Source organism: Mesorhizobium sp. NPDC059054, from assembly GCF_042739215.1.
Taxonomy (GTDB): domain Bacteria; phylum Pseudomonadota; class Alphaproteobacteria; order Rhizobiales; family Rhizobiaceae; genus Mesorhizobium.
The window spans coordinates 150,156-175,593 of sequence record NZ_JBHYHV010000007.1 but is presented as its reverse complement, the minus strand read 5'-3'; the positions used below and the strand labels follow the sequence as shown (position 1 = coordinate 175,593).

The following is a 25,438-nucleotide window of genomic DNA, read 5'->3' as shown; positions in this document are numbered from 1 at the left end:
TTCGGTCGCTTCATTTATATACAAACAAGCTATTCATACTTCGTCAACGCCAAATTCGATTTTCGGGCCAAACCTTCTTTCCAACCGGATCGGGTTTGCGTATATGAAGAACGAAATTCACCAGAGAGAGAAAATGGCGCAGGAAGAAGAAGATCGTTACCGTGCGCCGGCGCTCGACAAGGGCCTGGACATCCTCGAGCTGCTCGCCGGCGTCGATAGCGGGCTGACGCAGGCTGAGATCGCCAAGCGGTTGGAGCGCAGCCCCAACGAGTTCTACCGAATGCTCGACCGGCTGGTGAGGCGCGGCTATGTCACGCGCCTGGACGGCGACCGCTACTCGCTGACTTTGAAGCTGTTCGGGCTGGCCCAGTTGCACGCGCCGGTGCGCAGGCTCGTGTCCTATGCCACGTCGATCATGCGCGAGCTTGCTGAAATGTCATACCAGGCCAACCAGCTCGTGGTGTTCGACCGCGGCAACGCTGTGGTCATCGCCCAGCAGGAAGCGCCGCGCTATTGGGGCATTTCAATCCGTGTCGGCTCCCATATCAGCCTTTTCGACACCGGCTCCGGCCATGTGCTGCTGGCCTTTCGTCCCCCTGAGGAACGGCAGATGATGATCGCGGAGCATCGTCGCAGCAACGAGAAGATCGAACTGTCACCGGACTTCTTCCAGCGCCTCGACCAGATCCGCGACCGTGGCTACGAGATGATGGCTTCGCTGCAAACGGCAGGCGTCTACAATCTGTCGGCGCCCGTTCTTGGTCCCGACGGTCACGGCATCGCGGCGATCACCATCCCCTATGTCACCTTGGTCAACATGTCGGCGGCGCCCGACATCACCAAAACGATCGAATTGTTGCGCGATGCCGCGGCCCGGCTGTCGCAACTGGCGGGTTCGGATGTGAAACCCGCGGCTTAATTCTTATTTGAATGATAATTTCTCCTGTGAGATGGTTCTGGATGTGAACAGGAGATCGCCATGATCGTCGACACCCACCTCCATCTCATCGACAGGACGGTGTTGCGCTATCCGTGGCTTGCCGGCGTATCGGCGCTCGATCGCGATTTTTCGCAAGGCGATTACATGGTAGAGGCGCGCCGCGCCGGCATCGAAGCGGCACTGTTCATGGAGGTCGATGTCGACGTGGCTGACATCGAGGCCGAGTTGGCTTGCGTTGAAGGCTGGGCCAAGGCGCCGGAAAGCCTGCTGCGCGGCGCCATCGTTTCGTGCCGGCCGGAACAAACCGGATTTGCCGCATGGCTGGAGAAAGTGAAGGCGAATTCCTTTGCCAAGGGCTTTCGTCGCGTCCTGCATGTCGCACCTGATGATCTCTCGGAGCAGCCCCTGTTTCGTGAAAACATCAGGCGCATTGCAGGCAGCGGCCTGACCTTCGACCTGTGTGTGCTGCCGCACCAAATGAAGCAGGCCATTGCTCTGGTCGATACCGCGCCGCACGTGCAGTTCGTGCTCGACCATTGCGGCGTGCCCGATATCAAGGGCGGTGGCGAACACCCCTGGAGAAGCAACATCGCAGAGATAGCGAAGCGGCCCAATGTTGCGGGAAAAATATCGGGTATCGTCGCCTATGCAGATCCTGGCACATGGACCGTCGGGACGCTCCGACCCTATGTCGAACACACCATCGAATGCTTCGGCTGGGACCGCGTTGTGTGGGGCAGCGACTGGCCCGTGTGCACTCTGGGCGGCGGGTTGCTCGGCTGGGTGGCGTCGACGCATGCGCTGCTTGCCGGTGCCAGCGAAGACGAGCGTGTCAAACTCCTGTCCGGCAATGCGAAACGGCTCTGGCGGCTCTGAAGGGTCAATCAGGTAAGCCCGTTATCCGCTGAAGCTTCCCCGGAACAGGCGGTTGAGGTCGGCCACCACATCCGCGGCGGGCCGGCGCTCCGCCAGGCCCTCGTCGATGAGTTCGGAAGCCGCCTGTTGGAAAACCATATAGCCGTCGTGGCGCGGACGAATCCATGCGGCTTCCAGCGTCGCACGGGTGGCGCGATAGAAGTCGCCGGTCACCGTGTTGACTGCTTCATCTTCCCACGCGGCGAGATGGCCGGGCTGGCCGCCTGCGGCGGCATAAGGTCCGCGCTGCACTGTGCCACTGGCTACCCAATAGGCAAAGTCGATGGCGGCATCTCTTGCCCGGGAAAAGGCGGAGACGGCGATGCCCGTGCCACCCAGCGCGGAACCGATGGGACCATTGCCGTTCGCCGCAGGTATGTCTCCAAAGGTCAGCCGGTTGGGTCGGAAGCCTTCCATGGCATATGAGACATAGCCGTAGATCAACGGAGCGCAGGCAATGAGGGAACCGGCTTCCGCCATTTTTTCCGAAACCGCGATCGGGTCCATGGTCAGGCATTCGGGATCGACGAGTGCCGCGATTTCGGCGAGCATCCCGAACGCTGCCTCGCCCGCTTCGGTGTCGATCAGCGCGCCCGGTCCGTCGGTAGCGCACGCATGGCCGAGATTGGCGGCCAGCGTGAAGAAGGACATCAGCGAATGCGGAGGCCGCAGTGGCAACAGCACGCGGCCTGCGCGGGCCAGTTCCATCACCTGCGCCCACGTCGCAGGCGCCTCAGCGATCAGGTCTGACCGCCAGGCCTGTACCTGAGCGGCCGCGTCGATGGGAAAGGCCCATTGCCGACCCTGCCAATTGTAGCTTGGATAGGATTTGCCGACACTGCCTGCAGCCAGGGCGTCGCGTTCAGCCTTGCGACCAGGCACATCGAGCGGTGCCAGGCAGGCCTCATGGGTGATCTGACCGACATGAGGATGATCGATCACGATCAGGTCGTAGCCGCGCGCCAATTCTTCGACCGGAAAGGATTCGAAATCCTGGAGCGAGCGCTTGTCCCAGACGATCTCGACGCCGGTTCTTTCCTGCCAGAGCGCCGAGCAGGCGGCCATCGGGTCATAACCGCGCGAATGGTTCCATGTCATGCCTTTGAGGGTGATGCTCACAGGCCGAACTCCGCGCGGATCGCCTCGCTGTGCTCGCCCACGCGTGGCGCTGCGCGCGTGACCTTGGCCCGCACACCGTCCACCCTGACGGGCGAACGGGTGGTGTGGATGGAGACCTCATCCTCGCGGGTTACCGTCTGCAACAAGTCGAGCGACTTGAAACCGTCGCTTTCCAGGACTTCTTGCCAGTTCAGCACCTTGGCGCACCAGATGTCGTGAGGTTCGAGGATTGCCAGCCATTCGTCGACCGATTTCTGGGCGATGCGCTGCGCGATGATCGCCTTGATCTCGTCGCGCGCGGTGAACCAGCTCGACGGTTGGTCGCGATAAGGTGCCAATTCCTCGGTCCCGAGCAGGTCCGCCAGCTTCGGGATCGGCGTCATTGCTATGGCGAGATAACCATCCTTCGCCGGATAGACGCCGTAGGGAGCCGCCAAATAGGCATGGGCGCTGCGGAAGGACGAACGACGCGGCAATCGTCGGCCGTCGTTGAGATGCGTTGTCAGCACCTCGAATTGGAAATCAATCAAGGCTTCCATCAGGCTGGTTTCGACATGGCCACCTCTGCCGGTGACCCCGCGTCGAACCAGCGCGGCAAGGATACCTTGCGCGCAGGCGGCACCCGCCAGCATATCGGCGACTGCCAGCCCGAACGGTACAGGTCCCTGATCCTCGTCGCCGTTCAGCCACATGACGCCCGACCGCGCCTGCGCAAGGAGATCCTGACCCGGTCGCTTGACCCAAGGGCCTTCCTCGCCATAGCCGCTGATCGAGGCATAGACCAATCGCGGATTGAGCTTGCGGACGTTCTCGTAGTCGAGCCCTAGCCGTTCGATCACGCCAGGACGAAAATTCTGGATGAGCACGTCAGCCTTGAGGAGCAGGTTGCGCAGGGCGGCGAGATCATCCTCGTTCTTCAAGTCAACGGCGAAGCTTTCCTTGGCCCGGTTGATCGCGTGGAAGATGGTGGAATCGCCACCGATCTCCGTGTCGCTGAGATAGAGCCGGCGCGACAGGTCGCCGCCGTCCGGCCGCTCGATCTTGATGATGCGAGCGCCGAGGTCGAGCAGGCGCAGCGAACAGTACGGGCCGGAAAGGAACTGGCTCAGATCGACAACGATAAGACCGGTAAGAGGCAGATCTGCAGCCATGGTCACTTCTCTGTCTTGCCGGCAAAATCGACTGGGTTGCGGTACTTCACCGTTTGCAGGTGCTCGCAATAGAGAACCAGTTCACCTTCGCCCTTGAACACTTCATAGCTGGCGCGGATCAGGCCCATTTCCTTGTAGCGGGGCTTTTTTTCGAGGTTGGTGCGGATCGAATAGATCGTGTCGCCGATGAACACCGGCTTGATGAAGCGCAGCTTGTCATAGCCGTAGGAAAAGGCGTTGACGCAGTTGGTGGCAACCAGGCCAAGTCCAGCTGAAAAGACAAAGGCTCCCGCAACCAAGCGCCTGCCGAAGATGCCTTCGCGCTCGGCGAACATCTGGTCTTGCACATAGGGATGGATGTCCAGCACCAGGGTATTGAAGAGATGGCTGTCCCCCTCGGCCATGGTGCGCCGCAATGACCGGATCTTCTGGCCAGCCGGCCAATCCTCATAGAACCAGTTCTCGGCGTTCCATACCGGAAGTTCGGCATGCGCAGCCGGCATGTCGCTGGGGTTCGTTGTCGCGACGCCAACCGTTGGCGCAAAGCTGGTCATGTCTGGCCCATCTGCTGAGGAATGTCGACGCCCGCCTCATAGCGAAATCGGCTACGTCTTCTTATATAAAAAGATTATTCACATATGATCCTGAAATGCAAACGGAAACTTGTCAGCGCTCCGAAACTGGGTTCGGTGAAGCGGAGCGGGCAGGGCACAGCAAATTTAGAAGGGGTGCGGCGATCAGGCGAAGGTCGGTCAGCATCGGGCATGCGGAGCGATCGGGAATGATCCAAACGAGCCCGGCTTCGCCTTGGTCTGCCGTCGCAGGGCAGCCAGCCTCGGAGTGATAAAATCAGATCTCCCCGTGCATCTCGCGAAACAGCCGTGGCGAGACGCCAAAACGACGTTCGAATGCTTTGGAGAAGCGCGTGGCTGGCATGAGGCCGACTTCGGCCGCAACCGACTTCAGCGAAAGTCCGCGGCAAATCAACAGCCGGGCGGCATCGAGGCGCGCGGTTTCGATGAAGCGGGCCGGCGTTTCGCCCGTGGCCGCAACGAATTTGCGGTGAAATGTTCTCTCGCTGAAGCCCGTACGGTCTGCCAGCGCGGGAATGTCCAGCGGTGAATCGAGGTTTGCCAGTATCCAGGCGATCAGCTCGGCAAACGGACTGTCGGCGTTCACCTGCGCCCGGAGCAGTGGGCTGAACTGGGATTGGTAGCCGGGTCGCCGTGCATAGAGCACAAGTCGCTGGGCAACTTCACCGGCAATGTCTGCGGAAAGATCGTGCGCCACCATGGCGAGCGCCATATCGATGCCGGTGGTTACGCCGGCTGAGGTCCACAACTGTCCATCGGTCACGTAAAGGGATTCGGGATCGACGGTGACGGATGGAAAGCCCGCTGCAAGCGGCGCGCAGGCATCCCAATGGGTGGCAACGCGACGCCCGTCGACCAGTCCGAGCTTTGCAAGGACGATGACGCCGGAACAGACCGAGCCAAAGCGTTGTGCCTTGCCCGCCATTTCTGGAACCCACGCCGACAGTGCAGGGTCTGCCAGAACTGGCAGCAGGTGCTCGCTTTCCGCGCCGGCGATGAGAAACGTGTCCACCGCGTCGTGCGCGCGTTCTTCTAAGGTTTGCGTATGGACGGCGATCCCGCTGCTGCTCGTCACTTGTCCGCCCGCCGCCGACACCAGGTCTATGGCATAGAACGGTGGCTTGTCCCTCAATCCCAGGGCACGATTGGCGCTGTTGAAAACCGAAACCGGCCCGGACGTGTCCAGAAGCTCGAAGCCTGGATAGACGAGGAAAGTGATGCGGTGCATTGGCGGAAAATACGATGTTTTTGTCATTTCGGCCAGAACACCGGTTCATTACCCTGTCGTGGAACTAACACCCGATGGGAGAGGCTGATGCCTATGCGCTATCTCCTCTATGCCGGATTAGCGCTGATCGTCTTGCCGTTGGCAGGCTTCGGTTTGTGGTTGGCTGCTTTGCCGGCTACGCCCGCCGCCTTCTCTCCCGTTCCGGTTCCGCAGGCAGAAGACGATGCCATTCTGGCGGCGCTGAAACCACCGAAGCGGGCTCGGCCCCTTGTCGCTGTCGTTGGTATCAATGATGCCACGGAGACGACGGACTACCTGATGCCCACCGGGATCTTGCGGCGGGCGGATATTGCCGACGTGGTCACCCTCTCGATCAAACCCGGCCCCGTAAAGCTCTATCCCGCGCTGACAGTCGAAGCCGATGCAACGATCGAAGCGTTTGATGCACACCACCCCGAGGGAGCGGATTATGTGATCGTCCCGGCCATGAGCCGCGATGATGACCCTGCTGTTGCCACATGGCTGCGCCGGCAGGCGAAGGATGGTGCGGTTATCATTGCAATTTGTGCGGGCGCCAAAGTCGTTGCCGCAGCCGGCCTTCTCGACGATCGGCGGGCGACCACCCATTGGTACTACGTCAGAAATTTGCTCAAGCGCCACCCTACGATCCGGTACGTCGCCGACCGGCGCATGGTGGTGGACCGAGGCGTAGGCACCACCACGGGCATCACGGCCTCCATGCCGATGATGCTGACATTGGTCGAAGCGATTGCCGGTCGGGACAAGGCGGAAGCAGTCGCCGGTGATCTGGGATTGGCTCGATGGGATGCGCGCCATGACAGCGGCGCCTTCAAGCTTACCCGCTCTTTCGCCATGACGGTGCTGGCCAACAGCCTTTCCTTCTGGAACCGCGATCGGTTTGGCATCGCTCTCGAACCGGGGATGGATGAAGTGTCGCTCGCGCTCGTCGCCGATGCGTGGTCACGCACCTACCGCTCCCGGGTCGAACTTTTTGCAGCGTCTCCGGCTGCGGTAACGACCCGCAGTGGCGTGCGTTTCCTCCCCGACAGAGTTACCGCCGCCTGGTCCGGCGACCGCTTGTCGTTGGGACACACAAACGAGCGACCAGCTGAAGTTCTGGATGGCGCCTTGCAGAATATCGGAGCCCGGTACGGGCAGGATACCGCCCGCGTCGTCGCGATGCAGCTTGAATATCCGCAACGCGGAGCTGGGCTGTGAGAGCGCCGCGCCGGGGATTTGTTGTTGCGATGTCGGATCGCCCCGCCGGCATTCGTCATTTTCTCATCGAAGCTCATTCGGCATATCGAGGAGACCGCAGATGAAATTCAATCAACGAGAACCATTCGGATTGCCCGGGGCTTTGAGGGCGGCAACCGATACGCCAGGGTTGGCGAAGCCGACCGGTGACGACCTGCAAGATCATCTCAAGGACTCTTTGCACGCCGGGCATGCCCCCGGGTTGGTGGGTCTCGTAGCGCATGGCGACGAGGTGCGGCACGTGGTTCTTGGTCGGATGGCGCTGGACGGCCCTGCGATGCAGCGCGACTCTATCTTCCGCATCGCCTCCATGTCCAAACCGGTCACAGCGGCAGCCACGATGATGCTCATTGCGGATGGCAACTTGAAACTCGAAGAACCTGTCGATCGGCTTCTGCCCGAGCTGGCAAATCGGAAGGTGCTGCGGCGTGTTGGCGGCCCCGTCGATGACACCGTTCCGGCAAACCGCGCGATCACCGTCGAGGACCTGCTGACGTTTCGTTGCGGATACGGGCTGCTTCTTGTTCCGCCAGGCACCTATCCAATCCAGAAGGACATTGCTGAACTCGGTATCGTCGGCTTCGGTCCGCCTGATCCGAACATGCCGTTCGATGGCGATGCCTGGCTGAAGCGCCTTGCGACCTTGCCACTTTTTGCGCAACCGGGCGAACGCTGGATATACACGGCCGGCTCGAACATTCTCGGCGTGCTGATCGCACGTGCCTCCGGTCGATCGTTCGGCGACTTCCTCGCCGAACGCATATTCGAACCGCTCGGGATGAAGGATACCGCCTTCTATGTTCCGCCGTCCAAGCTGGAGCGGCTGGTCACTGCCTACAGGCCAAAAGACGGTTCGCTCGAGGTATGGGATGATCCGGCAACCGGCGGCTGGAGCCGTCCTCCCGCGTTTGAGCAGGGGGACGGAGGTCTGGTCTCGACGGCGGACGACTATCTCGCCTTTGTTCGCATGCTGCTGGCTGGCGGTGCACACAAGGGGCGCCAGCTGCTGCCGTCCGATGCGGTTGCTGCGATGATGAGCAACCAGCTGACACCAGCGCAGCGCTTGGATGGCGAGATCATCCTGCAGGAAGGTCAGGGCTGGGGCTACGGCATGTCGGTGGCCGTCGAGAAGACGCCGACTGGAGCACCCGTTGGCACGGTCGGTTGGAGTGGCGGATTCGGCACCAGATGGCAAAGCGATCCGGCCAAGAAGCTGACCTCAATCCTTTTAACCCAACGCATGTTCGACGGGCCGAAGCCGGTGTCGATATTCGACCAGTTCGAACAGGATGCAAGGATGCTGGCCGAGCCCCACTGATAGCAGGGACCTTGGAAAACCAGGTTGGTGAACGTTGTACAGAGCATTTGCAAAGTGGTGTGAAAGACAGCGCCTCGAAAGAAAAAAGGGGACGGCGGCAACCCTGTTCGGTGGCGAGCGCCGCCACCGCCTTACCCTCAGGCGCCTCAATGTCACCTATGCATGGTTGCCGCCATTCGAGGGGGCGTCCACAACGGTTCCCAACAGAATGGAAGTGGTGTTTTCACGTCATCCCAGCGTGATGATCGAGCAGGCTGGGAAGACGTTGGATGTCAATGTCACAGCCGGCGGGTTCTATGTTGTCGGACCCGAGCCGACGACCCTTTTGAGGGTCCCGGAATTCAGCGACACACTCGAAATGTATCCCGACATGGATCTGCTGAAGGCGGTTGCGGAAGAAAACGGGCAATCCGATTTTGTTCTTCGTCCGACGCTCGGCCAGGAGCCCAATCCCCACTTCGTGCCTGACGGGACAATGCTGGCGGTGGCGCATGTGTTGCGCCAGGCCTGCCTGGGACAGCTGACTTTGTCGCCCATCGAGGCGAGTACGCTGGAGCACCTACTTGCCGCTCATGCGGTGGGCATCAACACGCCTTGGCGAGGTGACGGCAAGTTGTCGGAGACAGCCTTGAACCGCGTATTGGATTTGATCGAGGATGAAATCGACCAGCCCCTCACCTTGGATCGGCTGGCGGATGAAGCCCGCCTGAGTGCTTTCCACTTTGCTCGCTCATTCAAGAAATCCACCGGCATGGCGCCGTACAAATACGTCCTCGCCCGAAAGATCGAACACGCCAAACGGCAGTTGATGACCACGGAGCGGACCGTGAGCGAGATCGCCATGTCTCTTGGCTTTGAGAATATGCATCACTTCCGCCGCCAATTTCGGAGCCAACTGGGGATATTGCCCGGCCAGCTCCGCGAGGTGACCGGAGCACCTTTGCGCAAAACCTAACCGGCTTCACAAAAGCAAGAATCGAGCCTGCGTCCTCCTCGTTTTTTTGACAATCTTTGAACCCGATCGAAGGTGCGTCCGCCTGTGCGGTGAACGTCCACGTTAGCTGGCGACCCATGCGCGGTGTTCGTGTCCGCCTTGCCAGACCCACCCAACGCAACGAAGCGGATAGGTGCTGAAATGGTTCAATTCGTCGATCTGGCCGGCAGGATCAAATACCGCAATGGTGCATATCTAGGGCCCAAAACCGAGGTCGCGAAACTACAGGCTGCCGAGAAGGCTTGGAGAGACACGGCTGCGGCAGCAAACCGGCCGGTTGCTGCGGCGAATGAACGTTTGAAAAACTCGCCCCACGGCAAGGCAATCACCGATGGTATCGCGCAAGGCAAGAGCCTGAGGCAGATCGCAATCGGGTTGGGAATGACGGAAACGCAGCTCAGAACCGAAGCCGAACTGGCAGGCCTGACGGTAGAAGTCGAAGCCGACAAGAATAGAGATACCAGCTCGACCCGGATCATCGATCCGACGTCAGATACAGTCATCGCCGGCAACACGAAGAACGGTGAAACAGGTTCCGTCACGACCATGGGGGTCGACGATCAAGGCAACGAAATCACCACCACGGTGCAACAGGACGGCACTGTCGCCAAGACTGTGACCGATGCCGAGGGTCGACAGATAACCACGACGACGGCTCCGGTGAATGGCGGCAAGCCGGTCGACTATGTGGTGGCCCCGGGCGACAACCTTACTGACATCGCTAAGGCCCACGGCACCACACTGGACGAACTGGCCAAGAGCAATCCGGCACTCTTCGCCGATCCACGTGATCCCGATCTCATCCATCCTGGCGAGACGATCGTCATAGAGGATGGAACACAAACGACTGTCACGGTAGCGACGAAGGACGGGCAAACGGTTGAGATCAAGGGCGATGGCTCCAGCGACCTGACGAAGTCGATCTTCGAGGATGGCAAGAGCGTCGCCCAGGTGGGCAGCGAGCAACAGCTCAGCGTAGAAGCGGTGCTGTCGATCCTCGAGGCCGATGGGGTTCAGATCAACCGAACCGAGGCGTCCAGCGACAATGCTTATACCTCCACGACCGCGCTTGCCGATCCCAAGACCAACAAGCTTGTGATCGAGATAGACGACACCCGCCACGGCACATCGGACCGGCGGGTGATCGACGAGAATTCGACTTTTGAGGTCCATGTCGCCGATCCGCAGAGCGGTGACGTGGCGACGATCGAGCTGTCCGGAGCGCTGGGCTATCTTTATAGCGAGGCCGAGAAGGCGGGAAAAACAGCTGGTGACGCCAAGAGCGAGCCGCGTAAGCATGACGAGATCGCAGCGCTGCAAGACCAAATCCGGGATGCGCAAAAGCGTGATCCGGACGCTGTGCCCTCGCTGAGGGAAAAACTGGCCGACGCCAAGACCGAGGCCGATCAAGCTGAAGCTGCTGCACAGAAGGCAGCGCAGACGGCCTCGACTCGGGCAAACATGTTTTGGGCCGGTTTCCAGCAAGAGGCGATCGGCAAGCTTATCGGTGACATCAACACATTGAAGGAAGCCGCCGTTTCGGGCACCGGCTCAAAGCTTGATCTTGATTTCCTGGCGCAGCTTGTCGACGGGGCCGCATCGAGCGGAGGTGAAGCGCTCTACAACGAGGCACTGGAAATTTCCCGCGCAGTCTATAGCGGGGCGCCGGATGCAATCGAGAAGCTCGATGCGTTTCTGGCAAAGGTCATGGATATGGCCGACTCGGCCAGTCTTCAGCTCACCGCCGCCAATGCGGGCCTCGAGGTGGCCGAGGCGGACGCGTCACTTCAAGCGAAGCAGACAGCGCTTGCAGATGCGCGGCAACAGCTTGAGCCGTTCTTCGAGGCTTTCAAGCAGCAGAACAGCGCGGATGCGGAATTCAACGCGCTGAGTGTGGAGGAACAATGGAACCGGTTCGAGCAAGGCTGGCGCAACATCGAGGTGGCGGCTGCCGAAGAGGACTATTCGCCTTACACCAGCGACGAAGGCAAAGCCTGGCAAGCTTATGAGGCAGCCAGCGATGCGGAGCTGCTGGCGAGCCGGGATCTTCAACAGGCGGAAATCCGGCTAACGGATGCCGACATGGGGATCGTTGAGGGACAGATCGGCAAGCTGGAAGGTGAAAAGGCCGCATGGAGCAAGGCCAATCCTGGGGAGTATGCCGGTGTGGCACCGGCGCAGGCCGAGCTTGATGCGGCCAACGACCTGCTTCTGCAGCTGCAAGTCCAAAAGGTCAATCTCGACTACGGGGTCGATCGGACCAATCACCTTCTTTCCCAACCCGGTGACGTGCGCCACTTCAATCCGCAACGCGGGCAGGCCGAGGACGAGTTCGACGAAAAGAACGGTCTCGAGCTGGAACGCAAGCTGACCAATCTCGAGATCGCGGGTCCGGCGGCAAAAGTGGCCGCAGCCAAGGACTGGCTGGAAGCGTGGGGCAAGGACAATCCGGGGCTAAAGGTCAAGCTTGATGCGTTGGGGGAGACAACATCACAAAGCAGTGTCAGGGCGGCCGAATATCGCGCCAAACAGCGCGAGGAGATCGCCGCCTCCACGCCGCAGGGTGCCTCGTTGCTGGCCGCGCTCGATGACATAGCGCAAGGGAAGAGTCTCGATGCTGCCATCAATCAAAATATCGCTGATCTTCAGCAGCAGCTCGGCCAGATCAATGACGGCATCGATAACCATTCGCCGCTACGCGAGTTTTGGGGCGAGCTATTCGGCGACGACGCCTATGACGCACGCGCCCAAGTTCAGGCCAAGCTTGACGACGCCAAGCGGCTGCAAGGTAGGTTGGAGCGCGACGAGATCGACGCAACAGCCTTCGTTGGAGAATTCGACCACTTCCTGATTACCACGAATCCCATGCGGATCAGGCTCACCAAGGAGGTGGACGAGGCTGACGAAATTTGGGCGACGATTGACGCCGTTGGGCGCGATGCCGCTGCGATGCTTGCAGCGGCTGTGGTCACCATAGGCACCGGCAACATTGTGGCTGGCGCTTCTTTTGGCATGATGTTTTACGAGGCATGGGATACGGTCAATGATGTCGACGGCCTTCGGAATGGCCGCGATATCAATGAAGACGGCCATTCCTCGCTACTGGGTCTCGGGATGCAATGGCTGCTGGGTGGTTCATCGCCGCTGGGCGAGGAAACCGCTGCATCTTTGCGGGCGCTCGGCGGCTTTGACGAATCCCTGGCTGAACTGACGGTGAACTGGGACACCGTCAAGACCACCTTGCTTGACGAGGGGCTCGATCTTGGCGCGTCGGCCGTGACCGGGCTCAGCACGGGTGCGGGCATGGCGACGGCCCGGGCTTTGACGGCCAAGGTCGGTATTGAGACCACCGCCACAGGCGCTACAAAATTCAATGCCAAGAATCTTGCCAAGATGGGAGGAGTCAATGCCACGGCGGCGACGTCCGGCCAGGCTGTTGATGGTGTCGGGCGATTTGTCGTCGATTTCGCGCGTGTCGGGTTTGAGGGCAAGCTTGGCACTGCCGAGGGTGACGAGGCGTTGCGGCAGGCAGCAAAAGGAGCGCTGCTTGGCATTGCCTCTGCGCCGGTGACAGGCTTTGTTTCCGGCGCCATCCCGTTCCGACCGCTTTCGTTTTCTCCTGCCGCTCCGGTTGGACGTTCGGTCGGGCGCTGGAGTGCTGAGGTCTTCGCCCAAGGGGTCGTCGACTTCGGGGCCAATCTCGGCGTCCTCAAAGCCTCGGCTCTCATCGATGGTCGTGACATGACTGAAGATGACGTGGTCGTCGCCTTGATCCAGACGGTACCTGGCGTGGCTATGAACCTGGCGGGGCATCCTGGTCGTTTTGTTCAAAAGACCGAGGCTGGAGGAGATGGAGGTTCGGCCGATACCGACCTGGTTACGCCTGCTCGGCCCAGAGGCGTTCCGGACGGAGTCAACACGTTCTGGAAGCCAGAGCAAATGAGCGGTGACGATCCAGCCAGGATCGCCATCCCTGGTGATGCCGACACTTGGCCGGATATGCGTTTCATCTTCAATCACGAGACTGGAGAGTGGGATCCTGTTTCATCACCGCACGCAACCAGCAGGCCATTTGGTTCTTCCAGTGAGCGTGCTGACGCAACTGGTGACGGGCAGCCATTCAGCCCCGTCGAAGAGCCGAAAATGGAGGGCCCGGACCAGAACATTCCGTTCGCAAGCAGATATGAAGAGCGTGCAGCAAAAGCCACCGACGCGCTCGCGTCCATGAAAACAGCTGAAGCCGCTTTCTTGCAGATGAAAAGCGAGTGGACCAATGCCAAGACCCACCTGAAGAATTTGAAAGACCAGGCCCAGCGCCGCCAGCTTACCGATGACGTTGCTGCGAAGTTGCAACAAGCCGAGATGCGCGTCAAAGAACTGAGACCTCGCTTTACGGATGTCAGAGACACGAAAATGAGGGCTGGGGATGAATACTTTGAGGCTCGTGCAATCGAACTGCTTGGGTGGAGTGTACCCGAATTGAGCGGTGAGAGCCGTTTCCTTAATGGCAAGCAACAGGATGGAGATCCGGGAGGCTCTCACGCGCATCCGGACGGACACGTCTTGTTTAAGGATTTCTATTTCGGCAAGGATTTGCAGTTCTCCATCGAAGCCAAGAACAACAGGAACTACGACGCCGCCGCCTTCACGAAACTTGTCAATCAGCTCAACTCACGCTTGCCACATCTGCCTGCAGCAGCACACACCCGTCATGTTGTGGTTGTCAGCGAGAGCGTCGCGCGAAAAGCCGACAGCCAGTTGGCTTTCGCTAGAAACCTGAATCTGGAGACAAATGGCAATATCAATGTCGAGGATGTCTTCTTCCTGAAGGACATTGAAAAGAGCCCGAAAATCCGATCTGCAACCGATGATGGTGTCAACAAACACGGACAGCCAATCTACGAGGAACTCGCACCGCCGGATGGCGTGACGTCTTCAAGCGATCGGTTGGCTCCAGCGCAATCATCGAAAGCCGACCAGTCGATCCCACCGGACGGCAATTTGCCCGAAGGTAACCAAAGCAGGCCGCAAAGCCTGAGCGCGGCGTTTCATCCGGAAGGGGCTGGTCAATCCAGCGATCCGAACGCGCCGACGATACCGCCGGCGCTTCGTTCCGCCGAAGACAAATCCAGCAAGAAGACCGGACCTGTAGACATCGCTTCGGAAGGTGCGTTGCAAACAAGCCTGATCATGGTTCCCGAGCATCTGACGACAAGACCCAGCCCGCAGGTGCCGAACCCCGGTACGATCTCGTGGCCGAAAGCGCAGAAGGTCGAACCGCACACCCACGAAGATCTGGAAGCCTTGACGCTTCCGAAGATCGAGTCGCTTGCCGAGCCACAGATCAGCACCATTCCAGGAGATCAGCTTGCGTTGGTCAGCCCCGGGCAATTCCGTAAATTCACGCCCGTGCAGTTCACCTGGATGTCCAAACAATGGGACGCGCTTAGCGTCCCGCAACTGGTGGCGTTCCAGAAAACGCATGCCGGGAACATGACGGCTGATCAGAAGGCAACGGTGGATCTGGTTCTGAAATCCGCACAGGCCCGGGAACTGCAGAACGCGGCGGAAATCTTCAATCCGATGGGCGCTTCATCCTACACGCTGTGGAGTTCGCTGCCGCCGGACTGGATGGCGAAGGCCGCGGTCGTCGGTTTCGCCTGGCGAGGATTGGCGTTCACCGCGCAAGCGCTTTTTCCCAAGACAACGGCATCTCACACCAAGCTGGGCAGGTTCCTGAATGGGGCCAACGGCATCTCGTTCATCGTCACCTCTCCAGGTTCCGCGGCGCCTTTTCTGGACACTGGTGCCAATCCTGCCGTCAACGGCACCTTTACGCTCGGCAACTCCATCTTCGGCACCAAGTCCACCTATGACGCCATGGGCGCGCGATCCAGCCTTGGCTTTGCCAGCGACTATATTGGAAACATAGCCTATTTGGGTGGTTCTGCTTTCTATACGACGCAGGTGCTGAGCTCCCCATCGGCGGTCACTGCGGGAACAATATTTACCCTCGGCAGTGCCGAATTTCTCGCTTCTGCGGTCCGCAAGAACAATAAATATCGTCGTGACATACCAAGAAGCGACGAGGACATCGCAGCGGCAGCGAAAGCCGATAAGAGATGGGCACTCATGGATAAGATCGCGCTCGGAGCGTTCGGCGTCGGCATGGGGCTGTTCGCCTACAACAGTCTGAATCCAGACCCCGAAGACGAGGCGTCAAGAAATGGAGAAAGCTCCGCTCCGCCTGACTTCTCGCCCGAGCCCGAAACGAAACCTGAGCCCGAAGAACATGCCGGCGAATTTTCGCAGCTGGTTGTTACAGCGGACGAAGGGCTGAACCTCAGAGCCTTGCCGGAACAGGACGCTGAAATCGTCGCGATCCTGCAGCCGGATACATTCGTCCAGCAGACGGGCGAACCCATGGCGGATGGTGGGCGCTTCTGGGTACCCGTCGAAGGGTACGCAACCGATGGCAGCCGCCGCCAGGGTTGGGTTGCCGACGACTACACCATGTTGCACCCTGAAGGTGGCAGGACATCGCAAGGGCGAGTCAACCCCGAACTCGAGCGGAACGGCTTCGAATGGGTCGAGGTCAGGCCTGGTCAGACCCTTGGCGGCATCGCGCGCGGTTCCCAGCGCGATACGGCTGAGACCGTCATGCTGAATCTCGACCACATCGTCGATCCGTCGCTCCTTTTCGCAGGGGATAGGATTTATCTCCCCGTCGGATAGGCGGACGTTCGCGAAGGTGCTGAACGACGCTGGGTAGCAAACGAAGCCTTCTGCCTTTTGGAACAACGTATGCTTGCGGCCCGTTTTCGGCCGCGACACGACAGTGGCTCATCGATCAGGCAATTTGATCCAGAGTTTCTTCGCGAAACCGCGACCGTCGAGTTCCCATGCACTGTCGGTGACTTCCGCTTTGCCGTCCCGGCACCGATAGGAATAGACGGCATCATGCCCTGTTGCAGCGAGGGGAACAAAGTCGGCGTCGGGGTTCTCCCGGCAAAAGCCGTCGGCTCCGGGATTGTTCCGCGTGGAATTCATCTTCGCGCAGGGCAGGTTGGCTCCGACAAAGCAGACCATGACCTTTCCATTCATGCAGCGGTACTGGGCTTGCGTCTGAAAACTGGAATCGTCGGGCGTGTCCTTGGCCTCGGGAAACAGTTTCCTGAATGCTTTGACAGTTCCGCGGTAAAGATCGTGCCTGTAGTCTCGGACCGTGTCGTCGTTTCCGGCCTTGCGGCAGTATTGATGTAGATTGTCGGACTGCGCCGCCAACGTATCCGCAGTCGCAAAAGGTTGGATAAGAACCCACGCCAACACAGCGATGCACAGGCGGCCGAATTTCGTGAAACGGAATAAAGTCATTGCAACCTCAAGACCGTAAATTACTACCATTGTCCGCAAAAATGCAATTTCATCGGCTATGAGCTGCGCTTTCGCAGCCAGCGCCTTGAAGCATCGAGCGGCAAATCTGCCATGGTTGAGAGAACTCATGAGCTCACTCCTGTCCATCGGTGGCTGGAAAAAACTGCGCGCGAGTCACATTCGAGGATTCTCGATCGTCATGAAGTCGGAAACGACAGAAGGAGATCGATCATGGCCGCCAGGCTCAACCCCGTCGCTGCAGCCCCAGCGCTGATGAAGCTTTGGTACGACGCTGCCGTCGCCATATCCGATAGCCTCGATCCTGCACTCGCCGAACTGGTCAAGACGCGCGCTTCCCAGATCAACGGCTGCGCCGTCTGCACCAACATGCATTCGATCCTTTCTCGCTGGCATGGCGAGACCGAGCAGCGCATTTTCCTGTTGCCGGCTTGGCGTGACGCACCTTGCTATACTGATCGCGAACGCGCCGCACTCGGTTGGACCGAGGCTCTCACGCGTCTCTGCGAAGGCCATGAGCACGAACGTGCCTACGAGGCACTGAAGGCTGTGTTCACCGAGGAGGAGCAGGTCAGCCTTACCTTGATAATCAATATCATCAATGGGTGGAATCGCATCGCTGTTGGCTTTGGTGGCTGGGCCGAGCCGGCAGTGGGCAAGCCCTCCGCCATGGTGGTGGTCGCTTGACGACGGGGGCGGCATTCGAGGACGCAGCGGCGGATTTCGAGCCATTGCGTCCTATGCTCGTCCGGGTCGCATACCGTATGCTTGGCTCGGTGGCTGACGCCGAAGACATGGTGCAGGACGCCTTCATCCGCTGGATGCGCGCCGACCGCGCGGAGGTGCGGGAGCCGGCGGCATTCTTGCGCAGGACCGTCACGCGTCTCTGTCTCGACAAGCTCAAGACCGTGCGACGCCAGCGCGAGACCTATGTCGGCCCTTGGCTTCCGGACCCTGTCCTCGACGAGGAAGAAGACGTCACGTTGCCGTTGATGCTTGCACTGGAACGGCTATCCCCTCTCGAGCGCGCAGCCTTCTTGCTTCACGATGTGTTCGGTCAGGCATTTGAAGAAATTGCAGAGACAATTCAGCGCGATCCCGCGACGTGCCGTCAATTGGCCAAGCGAGCTCGCGCTCACGTCCGTGAGGCGAGGCCGCGCTTCCAGGTGGAAAAACAGCGCGGTGTCGAGCTCGCCGAGGCATTTTTTACCGCCTCGCGCAACGGTGATTTGAAGGTGCTTGGTGCGATGCTGGCGGCCGATGTCAGCTATTATGCCGATGGCGGCGGCAAGCGCCCGGCTTCCATCGAGCCGATCCTGGGCTTCGATGCCGTCATGAGGGTCCATGAATTTCTGGCGGGTCTCTTCCTGGGCAATCGTTCGAAACTCATTCGCGCCGGCTTCGTCAACGGATTGCCCGGCTTCCTCTCGATCGAGGCTGATGGCGAGCTTTCGACGACCGCGCTCGAAATCGAGGATGGGAAAATCGTGGCAATCTACGTCGTGGGAAATCCCGACAAATTACAGCATCTTCACTAGCGCCACTGGCTATCGGAAGCAGCTCGATCCTCCGCTGCGGAGCGTCGCCCATATCAACACCGGAAAGCTGGTATGGGGTGCTTCTGACGTATTTTCACCGAAGCCAGGCCCAGCAACCAGACATTATTTCGCTGGATGTCACATTCGCGGATTCCCGATCGTCAACACAGCGTCTCCCTTCACAATCAACCAGGATGAGGAACGCAAGATGTTCAACAGAGTGATGTTCGCAACCGTGTTCGTGTCGGACCAGGAAAAAGCGCTGGAATTCTACACCAGCCTGGGGTTCCAGAAACGCGCCGACAACACATGGTCAGAGGGGCGCTTCCTGACCATCGGTATCGAGGGTCAGGATTTCGATATCCTGCTTTGGCCGGGCAAGGCGGGTAGGGGAGAAGCGGCCCCTGGTGCCCCGGCGATCTCGGTGCCCGGTCTTCTGTTTGTCGAATCGAAAGATCTTCGGCGGGATTTCGCTGAACTCAAGGCACGCGGTGTCGAATTGGTCGAGACCGAGCCCGAAGAATATCCGTTCGGGTTAAGAGCAACTGCCATCGATCCGGACGGCAATCGCGTTTCCCTGAGACAGCAAAAGCGATAGCAACTGATTTACGGAGCGAAACCGTAATGCAACCAAGCGGCCTGAAGATCATAGCAGGACCTTCAGGCCGGGGATCGATGGGCTGAATATTGAGTGATCACAAGCGTGATCCGAGGCAAACATGGGTAGTTATTGCTTCCCGAGAAATGTCTGCCGCGTTCAGCCTTTTTGTCCGATAGCCAATAGAGTGCGGACGGTTCCACCGGTTTCGTCCGCGACTCGATCGCAGCATGTGCGTCGCGAACAAGCGCGGGAGATTACTGCTCGGTAGCCGGTAAGGGTATTATAAGCCTTGCATGACCATTAATCCTGAGTCGCCCTCCCGCTTTGCTGTCCTTGCCAAGCCATCGCAATGGCTGGTGCTGATCCCGCTGACGCTGGTGTTGATTGTTCTGCTTGAGCTGATCCATCTGCCGGCGGCGCTGCTGATTGGTTCTTTGGTCGCGGGGATCGTGGCAGGCGTCAATGGAGCAACCGTGCGAGTGCCCCGCATGACATTTGCGGGGGCGCAGGCGATTATCGGTTGTTTGATCGCGGGGTCGATCTCTCTAGGCATCTTTTCGACGCTGGCCGAAGGATGGTTGCTTGTGCTGGGTGTCGTGGTGGCCACGCTGGCAGCGTCCAGCCTGTTGGGCTGGTTGATCAGCCGTCTCGACATTCTGCCAGGGACGACCGGCGTCTGGGGCTCAGCGCCGGGAGCGTCTACTGCAATGGTGCTGATGGCGGGCGCATTCGGGGCGGATCAGCGACTGGTCGCCTTCATGCAATATCTGCGCGTTGTCATCGTCACTATTGCGGCAGCTGCCGTGGCGCGGCTGTGGGTGGACAAGTCGGGCGTGGCTGAACCGGCAATCCTCTGGTTTCCGCCGCTCGACTGGCTGGCCTTCGGCATAACCTTGGTCGTCGCCACTGTCGGCGGTTTCGCGGGCCGGATCGGGCGTTTGCCATCGCCGTATTTCCTCGGCGCTTTCATTCTTGGCAGCATTGTCCATCTTGCGCTTGGGCTGACGATGCAGATACCGGAATGGCTGCTGGCGGTGAGCTACGTCGCCATCGGTTGGACCATCGGGCTGAATTTCACAATCCACACGGTGCGGCACGCTGCCAGGGCTCTACCGCCGATCATCGCCGCTATTCTCGTGCTGATGGGTTTTTGCGGTCTGATGGCCTGGCTGATCGTCATGATGTTCGATGTCGATCCGCTCACCGCCTATCTGGCGACCAGCCCGGGCGGCATGGATTCGGTAGCAATCATTGCCGCGGCATCGGATCGGGTCGATCTTTCCTTCGTGATGGCGCTGCAGGCGGCGCGGTTCCTCGTGGTTCTGTTGGCCGGCCCCAGCGTGTCCCGGCTCGTTGCTCGAACGCTGCGCTGAAGGACGGGCGCAAGGCGGCCCACAATCTTCGACCGGCTCTGCTCGTGTAAGCCTTGCTCCACTCGACGAGGAGCCTCTTTCGGGTTTCCGGCGCTGACCCATTCTGCCGCATGAAGTGGCGGAGAGCGTCTTTCAATTTGATATTGTGCGGCCACAGCGACGATTGCTTCGCAACATGCCTGTCGCGCGATTCCCAATTCGGTCTGTCGTGGCAGCGGACCAGGCATTGAGGGCAGCACGGAGCTTTGCGCCTGATATCTGGCAATCGGGCGCAGGCGCTGCGATCCTGAAGCTGCCGCTCAATGCCTCAACTGTTTCTCATCGAATAGCGAGTGTGGCCGCAACTGATTGTTACGAACAGCACGACATTTAGCAAAATGACCCACGCAGCAGTTCGGAATGTATACTAATTCGATAGATGAATTAGAAACAGCATCGTTCCCCAATAGCTCATGTCGCAATCCCTCGTCGTTCTCAACGGCTTTCCCATGTTAGCCACCCCGCAAGCAGCCTCTGAGCTTGGGCATCATCCTGCGGATCGGTCCTGTGAGCGTAGATCGCTTAGCGTGTGGGAGAGAATGCGGGGCCAGCGTCGGCTACGCCATGACCATCCCGGCGCGGCGATGCGCGACCACTCCATCTGTGACGCCGTTGCGGAGGCTGTGGCATGAGCGGCATCCACCTCCATTGGTATTTGCCGACCAACGGTGACAGCCGGGAGATCGTCGGCTCGGGCGACGATTCTCATCTCGCCGGTGGCCCGTCGCGCTCGACCTTCCGGGAAGCGACGCTCGACTATCTGACACTGATCGCCAAAACGGCGGAGACGCTCGGCTTCGAGGCCGTGCTGACGCCGACAGGCACCTGGTGCGAAGACGCCTGGATCACGACGGCGGCGCTGTCGCAGGCGACGACGCGGCTGAAGTTTCTTGTCGCCTTCCGTCCCGGCTTCATTTCGCCGACGCTGGTCGCCCATCAGGCCGCGACCTTCCAGAGAATCTCCGGCGGGAGGCTGCTGCTCAACGTCGTCACCGGTGGCGATCCGCTGGAGCAGAAGCGTTTTGGCGATTACCTCGGCCATGACCAGCGCTATGAGCGCACCGGCGAATTCCTGGAGGTCGTGCGCGGGGTTGCCCAGCCGGGGAAATCCGTGAGGCGCTTCGACTTCGCGGGCCGGCACTATCACATCGAGGGCGCGCAGATCGATTTCGGCAAATGGCCGCTGCCCCCAATTTTCTTCGGCGGCGCCAGCCCCGCCGCGCAGGATGTCGCCGCCCGTCATGTTGACACCTACCTGGTTTGGGGTGAAAGCCCCAGTGCGGAGGCCGCGCGCATCGCCCATGTACAGGAGCTCGCCGCGCGCCATGGCCGCAAGCTCACCTTCGGCATCCGCCTGCACGTCATCAGCCGGGATACGGAGGACGAGGCCTGGCGGGAGGCCGAGCGGCTCCTGGAAAAGCTGACGCCGGAGCGTGTCGCGCAGGCGCAGACGATCCTCTCGCGCACGGAATCCTTCGGCCAGCGGCGGATGAACGCACTGCACGCGGGTGGCGATGCCGGGTTGCCGGCGGCGCCCCGTGTGCGCGATCTCGAAATATCGCCCCATCTGTGGGCCGGCTACGGTCTGGTGCGCGGCGGCGCCGGCACGGCGATCGTCGGCAGCCACGAGCAGGTGGCGGCGCTGATCGAGGAATACCACAGCGCCGGCTTCGACCATTTCATCCTGTCGGGGCAGCCGCATGTCGAGGAGGCCTACCATTTCGCCGAGGGCGCTTTCGCGATCCTGAGATCGAGGGGGCTGCTCGCAACCTGACGAGGTCCGGCGCCGGCCGGACCGCCACAGTGGAACATGAACGGAATGCCGGACATCAGGCGAAAAGCATCATGAGCGTCGATATACGCCTGCTGGCGGGGAAGGCCGACCTTGCGCAGGCCGCGCGGACCTTCCGCACAGCCATGGTCGGATTGCCGCCGCTCGGCCCGATCGACGACGCGCTGCTGGAGAGGCTGTACGAGCCGGAGCGGACCTACGGCGCCTTTGTCGACGGAGCGCTCGTCGGTACGACCGACTCCTATTCGGGGCGAATCGCCGTGCCGGGCGGCGTCTGGCTGCCGCAGGCTGCCGTCACCCATGTCGGCGTGCTGCCGACCCACACGCGGCAGGGCGTGGCGACGGCCCTGTTCAGGACTCAGCTCCGCGCTGCGCGCGAGCAGGGCGAGGCTGTGGCGACGCTGCGCGCCTCGGACGCGCGGATCTATGGCCATTTCGGCTATGCGATCGCCAACACATCCGTGAGCTTCGAAGTCGACACGCAGCGGGCCCGGCTTCGTTCCGACGTGGCGGCCTCGGGCTCGACACGCCTCGTCGATGCCGACGAAGCCTGGCCCATCCTGAAGCGGATCTATGCAAGTCAGCCCCCGTCGCGTCCGGGGATCATCGCGCGCTCTGACTACTGGTGGGATTTCCAGGCGTTGCGGCAGGCAAAGGGCGCTGCGCCAGCCTATGTCGCCGTGCACGGGCCGGAAGGGGCCGAGACGGGCTTCGTGCGTTATCATCCGGTGGGGCTCGACACGTGGTTCACCAGTTCCGAGCGCACCATCGTGGTCGACGACGTCGTGGCATACGATCCGGCCACCTATGTGGCTCTGGTCGCGCATCTGCTGTCCGTCGATCTGCCGCACCGCATCCTCTTCTGGAGCCGGCCGGCGGACGACCCACTGCCGTGGCTATTCGAGGATTTCCGCAGCGTACGCGTCACTGCCGTCCGCGACGAAACCTGGCTTAGGCTGCTGGACGTGGAGAAGGCTCTGTCCTCGCGCAGCTTTGCGGGACCGGACAGCATCGTTCTGGAAGTCGTGGATCCCGTTCTGCCGGACAATGCGACCCGGCTCCGCATCTCGTCGCACGGCGCCGAGCGCACGAACCGCTCCGCATCGGTGTCGACCGACATTGCGGCACTGTCCGCAGCCTATCTCGGCGGCGTGAAATGGTGGCAGCTTGCACAGGCAGGCCGGCTGGGCTCGGCCGACAGGGTCTCTGTGGAAGCGCTCGACGCTCTGTTTGCGGTTCCGTTCCTGCCGCATTCCGGAACCATGTTTTGATATGTATTGAAAAAACAAAAATGAATTCAAAATGGAATACATAAAATAGATTATTGTATCTACTAGAAATTACACTTCATTAATTAAATTAAATCTTGGGTTACCGAGTATCGGAGAGCGAGATGGCGAATATATTGGCGTTCGGGACGTGGAAGAGATTTGCGGCGGGGGTCTCGCTGCTTCTCATGGTGGGCGGCACCGTCCAGGCAGAAGAGCTGAAATTCGGCGGAACGCTGCGCATCGCTTCCATCCAATCCGATCTGGATGCCTTCGACCCGCTCACCGGATACAGCATCGATTCCTGGCAGATACTGCGCGCGACGACGCGGCAGCTCGTCACCTATCCTGGCTCGCCGGCAGGTCTCAAGGAAGACACCACCCTGGTGCCCGACCTCGCGTCGTCCTGGGACATCAGCGACGACGGCAAGACCTACACATTCCACCTGAAGGACGACATCTTCTTCTCCGGAAGCACCGAGCGGAAGATCGTTGCCGGCGACTTCGTCTACGGCGTGAAGCGCTTCTGCGATCCCAACAAGCAGGTCGCCGCCATCAACTACTTCAACCTCGCGATCTCCGGCTTCGCCGATTATTGCAAGGAGTTCGCCAAGGTCCCGACCGGCGACCTGGCCGCGACCAAGGCCTTCACCGACAGCCATGAGATTCCCGGGATCCACGCGCCCGACGACCGCACGCTGGTGATCAAGTCCGACACCAAGAACTATGATTTCCTCAACATCCTTTCGATGAATTTCGTGTCGCCGGTGGCGTCCGAGATCGCCTCGAAATATTTTCCGGACTCACTCGACTCCCGCAAGAACCTGCCGTCCAGCGGCCCCTACTATGTCGACACCTATGACCAGGGGCAGAAGCTTGTCCTGAAGAAGGCCAGGAACTTCAAGGCCGAGTCCGACCAGGCGCGCAAGGCCTATGTCGACGAGATCGTCATCGATTTCACGGCCAACAGCGAGGACAGCGTTGTCCAGAAGATCATCGCCGGCGAGGCCGACCTGTCGCTCTATCTCGACATTCCACCGGTCGCGACGATCCAGCGCTTCCTGTCGCAGAACAGCCCCTATATCCACGCGACCAACAGCGGCTCGGCCAATTTCATCACCTTCAACCAGCGACCGGAGGTCAAGAGCGAAGGCGCTGAGGCGCTGCGCAAGCCGAAGGTCCGGCAGGCGCTGACCTATGCCGTCAATCGCGAGCATCTGGTGCAGACGCAGGCCGGTTCGATCGGCGCCGTGCCGCTCACCCAGATCATCACCTCGACCATCCTCGGTTACGAAGCCTTCGATCCGTACCCGACCGAAGGCTTCCGCGGCGATCCGGCCAAGGCGAAGGAATTGCTGGCGGAGGCGGGTTATCCGAACGGCATCGCCTTCGATGCCATTTATCGCGCCAATGCCCAGTACGAGGCGATCGCGGTGACCTTGAAGGAGGATCTGGAGGCTGCCGGCATCACGCTCAACCTGACGCCGATCCCGCTGACCCAGTGGTATGCGAACATCCAGGATCCGAAATCCCGCTGGGACATCTCGCTGAGCGGCAGCTTCTCGCCCGACTGGCAGGGTCCCAGCACGCGCATGCTGCTCGGCGGCTGGCTGAACTCCGATGCTGCACCCTGCGGCACGGGTAACGTCAACGCCATCTGCTACAGCAACCTCGAGCTCAACAAGCTCGCCAAAGAGGCCTATCCGTCGGACGAGCCGGGTCCGATCTGGACAAAAGCGGACAAGGTGGTGTCGACCGACCTGCCGTGGATCCCGCTGTTCGAGAAGCGCAAGATCGCGATCACCTCCGACCGTCTCGCCAACTGGGTGTGGTCGTCGCTCGCGGTCCAGGCCGACATCACCAACATCGCGCTCAAGCAATAATCCGATCGAGCCGGCA

Annotated in this window: 18 protein-coding genes; 13 read left to right on the top strand and 5 right to left on the bottom strand. The window is 60.4% G+C overall.

All coding sequences use genetic code 11. From position 1 onward, the window contains the following. Positions 1-133 precede the first annotated feature (133 nt). Both ACFWXH_RS27355 and ACFWXH_RS27350 read left to right on the top strand, forming a co-directional pair. Positions 134-919 carry an IclR family transcriptional regulator gene (locus ACFWXH_RS27355; RefSeq protein WP_379124578.1) on the top strand — a complete coding sequence of 262 codons (786 nt, stop codon included), beginning with the start codon at positions 134-136 and terminating at the stop codon, positions 917-919. A 60-nt stretch (positions 920-979) separates the two neighbouring features. Continuing rightward, positions 980-1,816: an amidohydrolase family protein gene (locus ACFWXH_RS27350; protein ID WP_379124577.1), complete on the top strand. Its 837-nt coding sequence runs from the start codon at positions 980-982 to the stop codon at positions 1,814-1,816. Between the two features lie 21 nt (positions 1,817-1,837). Here the strand turns inward: ACFWXH_RS27350 and ACFWXH_RS27345 are convergent, their stop codons facing one another. From ACFWXH_RS27345 to ACFWXH_RS27330, 4 genes are all read right to left on the bottom strand, one after another. Beyond that, positions 1,838-2,974, bottom strand: coding sequence for a carbohydrate ABC transporter substrate-binding protein (locus ACFWXH_RS27345; RefSeq protein ID WP_379124576.1), 1,137 nt, complete (start codon positions 2,972-2,974; stop codon positions 1,838-1,840). Beyond that, positions 2,971-4,125 carry a CaiB/BaiF CoA transferase family protein gene (locus ACFWXH_RS27340; protein ID WP_379124575.1) on the bottom strand — a complete coding sequence of 385 codons (1,155 nt, stop codon included), beginning with the start codon at positions 4,123-4,125 and terminating at the stop codon, positions 2,971-2,973. The genes ACFWXH_RS27345 and ACFWXH_RS27340 overlap by 4 nt, the downstream gene beginning before the upstream one ends. Before the next feature lie 2 nt (positions 4,126-4,127). Continuing rightward, complete coding sequence (locus ACFWXH_RS27335; protein WP_054312688.1) at positions 4,128-4,679, bottom strand: MaoC family dehydratase; 552 nt, start codon at positions 4,677-4,679, stop codon at positions 4,128-4,130. Positions 4,680-4,974: 295 nt separating this feature from the next. Next, complete coding sequence (locus tag ACFWXH_RS27330) at positions 4,975-5,946, bottom strand: GlxA family transcriptional regulator (protein ID WP_379124765.1); 972 nt, start codon at positions 5,944-5,946, stop codon at positions 4,975-4,977. An 87-nt stretch (positions 5,947-6,033) separates the two neighbouring features. On the opposite strand from ACFWXH_RS27330, the gene ACFWXH_RS27325 reads away from it, so the two are divergent. The 4 genes from ACFWXH_RS27325 to ACFWXH_RS27310 all read left to right on the top strand — a co-directional run bounded on the left by ACFWXH_RS27325 (position 6,034) and on the right by ACFWXH_RS27310 (position 16,271). Further along, positions 6,034-7,185 (top strand): DJ-1/PfpI family protein, encoded by a 1,152-nt coding sequence (locus ACFWXH_RS27325; RefSeq protein WP_379124574.1) that lies wholly within the window; start codon positions 6,034-6,036, stop codon positions 7,183-7,185. Further along, positions 7,154-8,542 (top strand): serine hydrolase domain-containing protein, encoded by a 1,389-nt coding sequence (locus ACFWXH_RS27320; protein WP_379124573.1) that lies wholly within the window; start codon positions 7,154-7,156, stop codon positions 8,540-8,542. Before ACFWXH_RS27325 ends, ACFWXH_RS27320 begins: the two co-directional genes overlap by 32 nt. A gap of 34 nt (positions 8,543-8,576) precedes the next feature. Then, positions 8,577-9,497, top strand: a complete 921-nt coding sequence (locus ACFWXH_RS27315) for a helix-turn-helix domain-containing protein (RefSeq protein ID WP_379124572.1) — start codon at positions 8,577-8,579, stop codon at positions 9,495-9,497. 180 nt (positions 9,498-9,677) lie between these two features. Next, entirely contained in the window at positions 9,678-16,271 is a 6,594-nt protein-coding gene (locus ACFWXH_RS27310) for a LysM peptidoglycan-binding domain-containing protein (RefSeq protein ID WP_379124571.1), read from the top strand. Positions 16,272-16,379: 108 nt separating this feature from the next. On the opposite strand, the gene ACFWXH_RS27305 is transcribed toward ACFWXH_RS27310, so the two are convergent. Beyond that, on the bottom strand, positions 16,380-17,039 hold the full coding sequence (locus ACFWXH_RS27305) for a hypothetical protein (RefSeq protein ID WP_379124570.1): 660 nt from the start codon (positions 17,037-17,039) through the stop codon (positions 16,380-16,382). A 102-nt stretch (positions 17,040-17,141) separates the two neighbouring features. On the opposite strand from ACFWXH_RS27305, the gene ACFWXH_RS27300 reads away from it, so the two are divergent. From ACFWXH_RS27300 to ACFWXH_RS27270, 7 genes are all read left to right on the top strand, one after another. Beyond that, on the top strand, positions 17,142-17,615 hold the full coding sequence (locus tag ACFWXH_RS27300) for a carboxymuconolactone decarboxylase family protein (protein ID WP_379124569.1): 474 nt from the start codon (positions 17,142-17,144) through the stop codon (positions 17,613-17,615). Then, positions 17,612-18,466 carry a sigma-70 family RNA polymerase sigma factor gene (locus ACFWXH_RS27295; protein WP_379124568.1) on the top strand — a complete coding sequence of 285 codons (855 nt, stop codon included), beginning with the start codon at positions 17,612-17,614 and terminating at the stop codon, positions 18,464-18,466. The genes ACFWXH_RS27300 and ACFWXH_RS27295 overlap by 4 nt, the downstream gene beginning before the upstream one ends. Continuing rightward, entirely contained in the window at positions 18,405-19,064 is a 660-nt protein-coding gene (locus ACFWXH_RS27290; RefSeq protein WP_379124567.1) for a VOC family protein, read from the top strand. The genes ACFWXH_RS27295 and ACFWXH_RS27290 overlap by 62 nt, the downstream gene beginning before the upstream one ends. Positions 19,065-19,360: 296 nt before the next feature. Beyond that, the gene (locus ACFWXH_RS27285) at positions 19,361-20,440 is read left to right on the top strand and encodes an AbrB family transcriptional regulator (protein ID WP_379124566.1); all 1,080 of its coding nucleotides are present in this window, start codon (positions 19,361-19,363) and stop codon (positions 20,438-20,440) included. 667 nt (positions 20,441-21,107) lie between these two features. Then, positions 21,108-22,253, top strand: a complete 1,146-nt coding sequence (locus ACFWXH_RS27280) for an LLM class flavin-dependent oxidoreductase (RefSeq protein ID WP_379124565.1) — start codon at positions 21,108-21,110, stop codon at positions 22,251-22,253. 71 nt (positions 22,254-22,324) lie between these two features. Then, complete coding sequence (locus ACFWXH_RS27275; protein ID WP_379124564.1) at positions 22,325-23,542, top strand: GNAT family N-acetyltransferase; 1,218 nt, start codon at positions 22,325-22,327, stop codon at positions 23,540-23,542. 122 nt (positions 23,543-23,664) lie between these two features. After that, entirely contained in the window at positions 23,665-25,422 is a 1,758-nt protein-coding gene (locus ACFWXH_RS27270; protein ID WP_379124563.1) for an ABC transporter substrate-binding protein, read from the top strand. Positions 25,423-25,438: the final 16 nt, after the last annotated feature.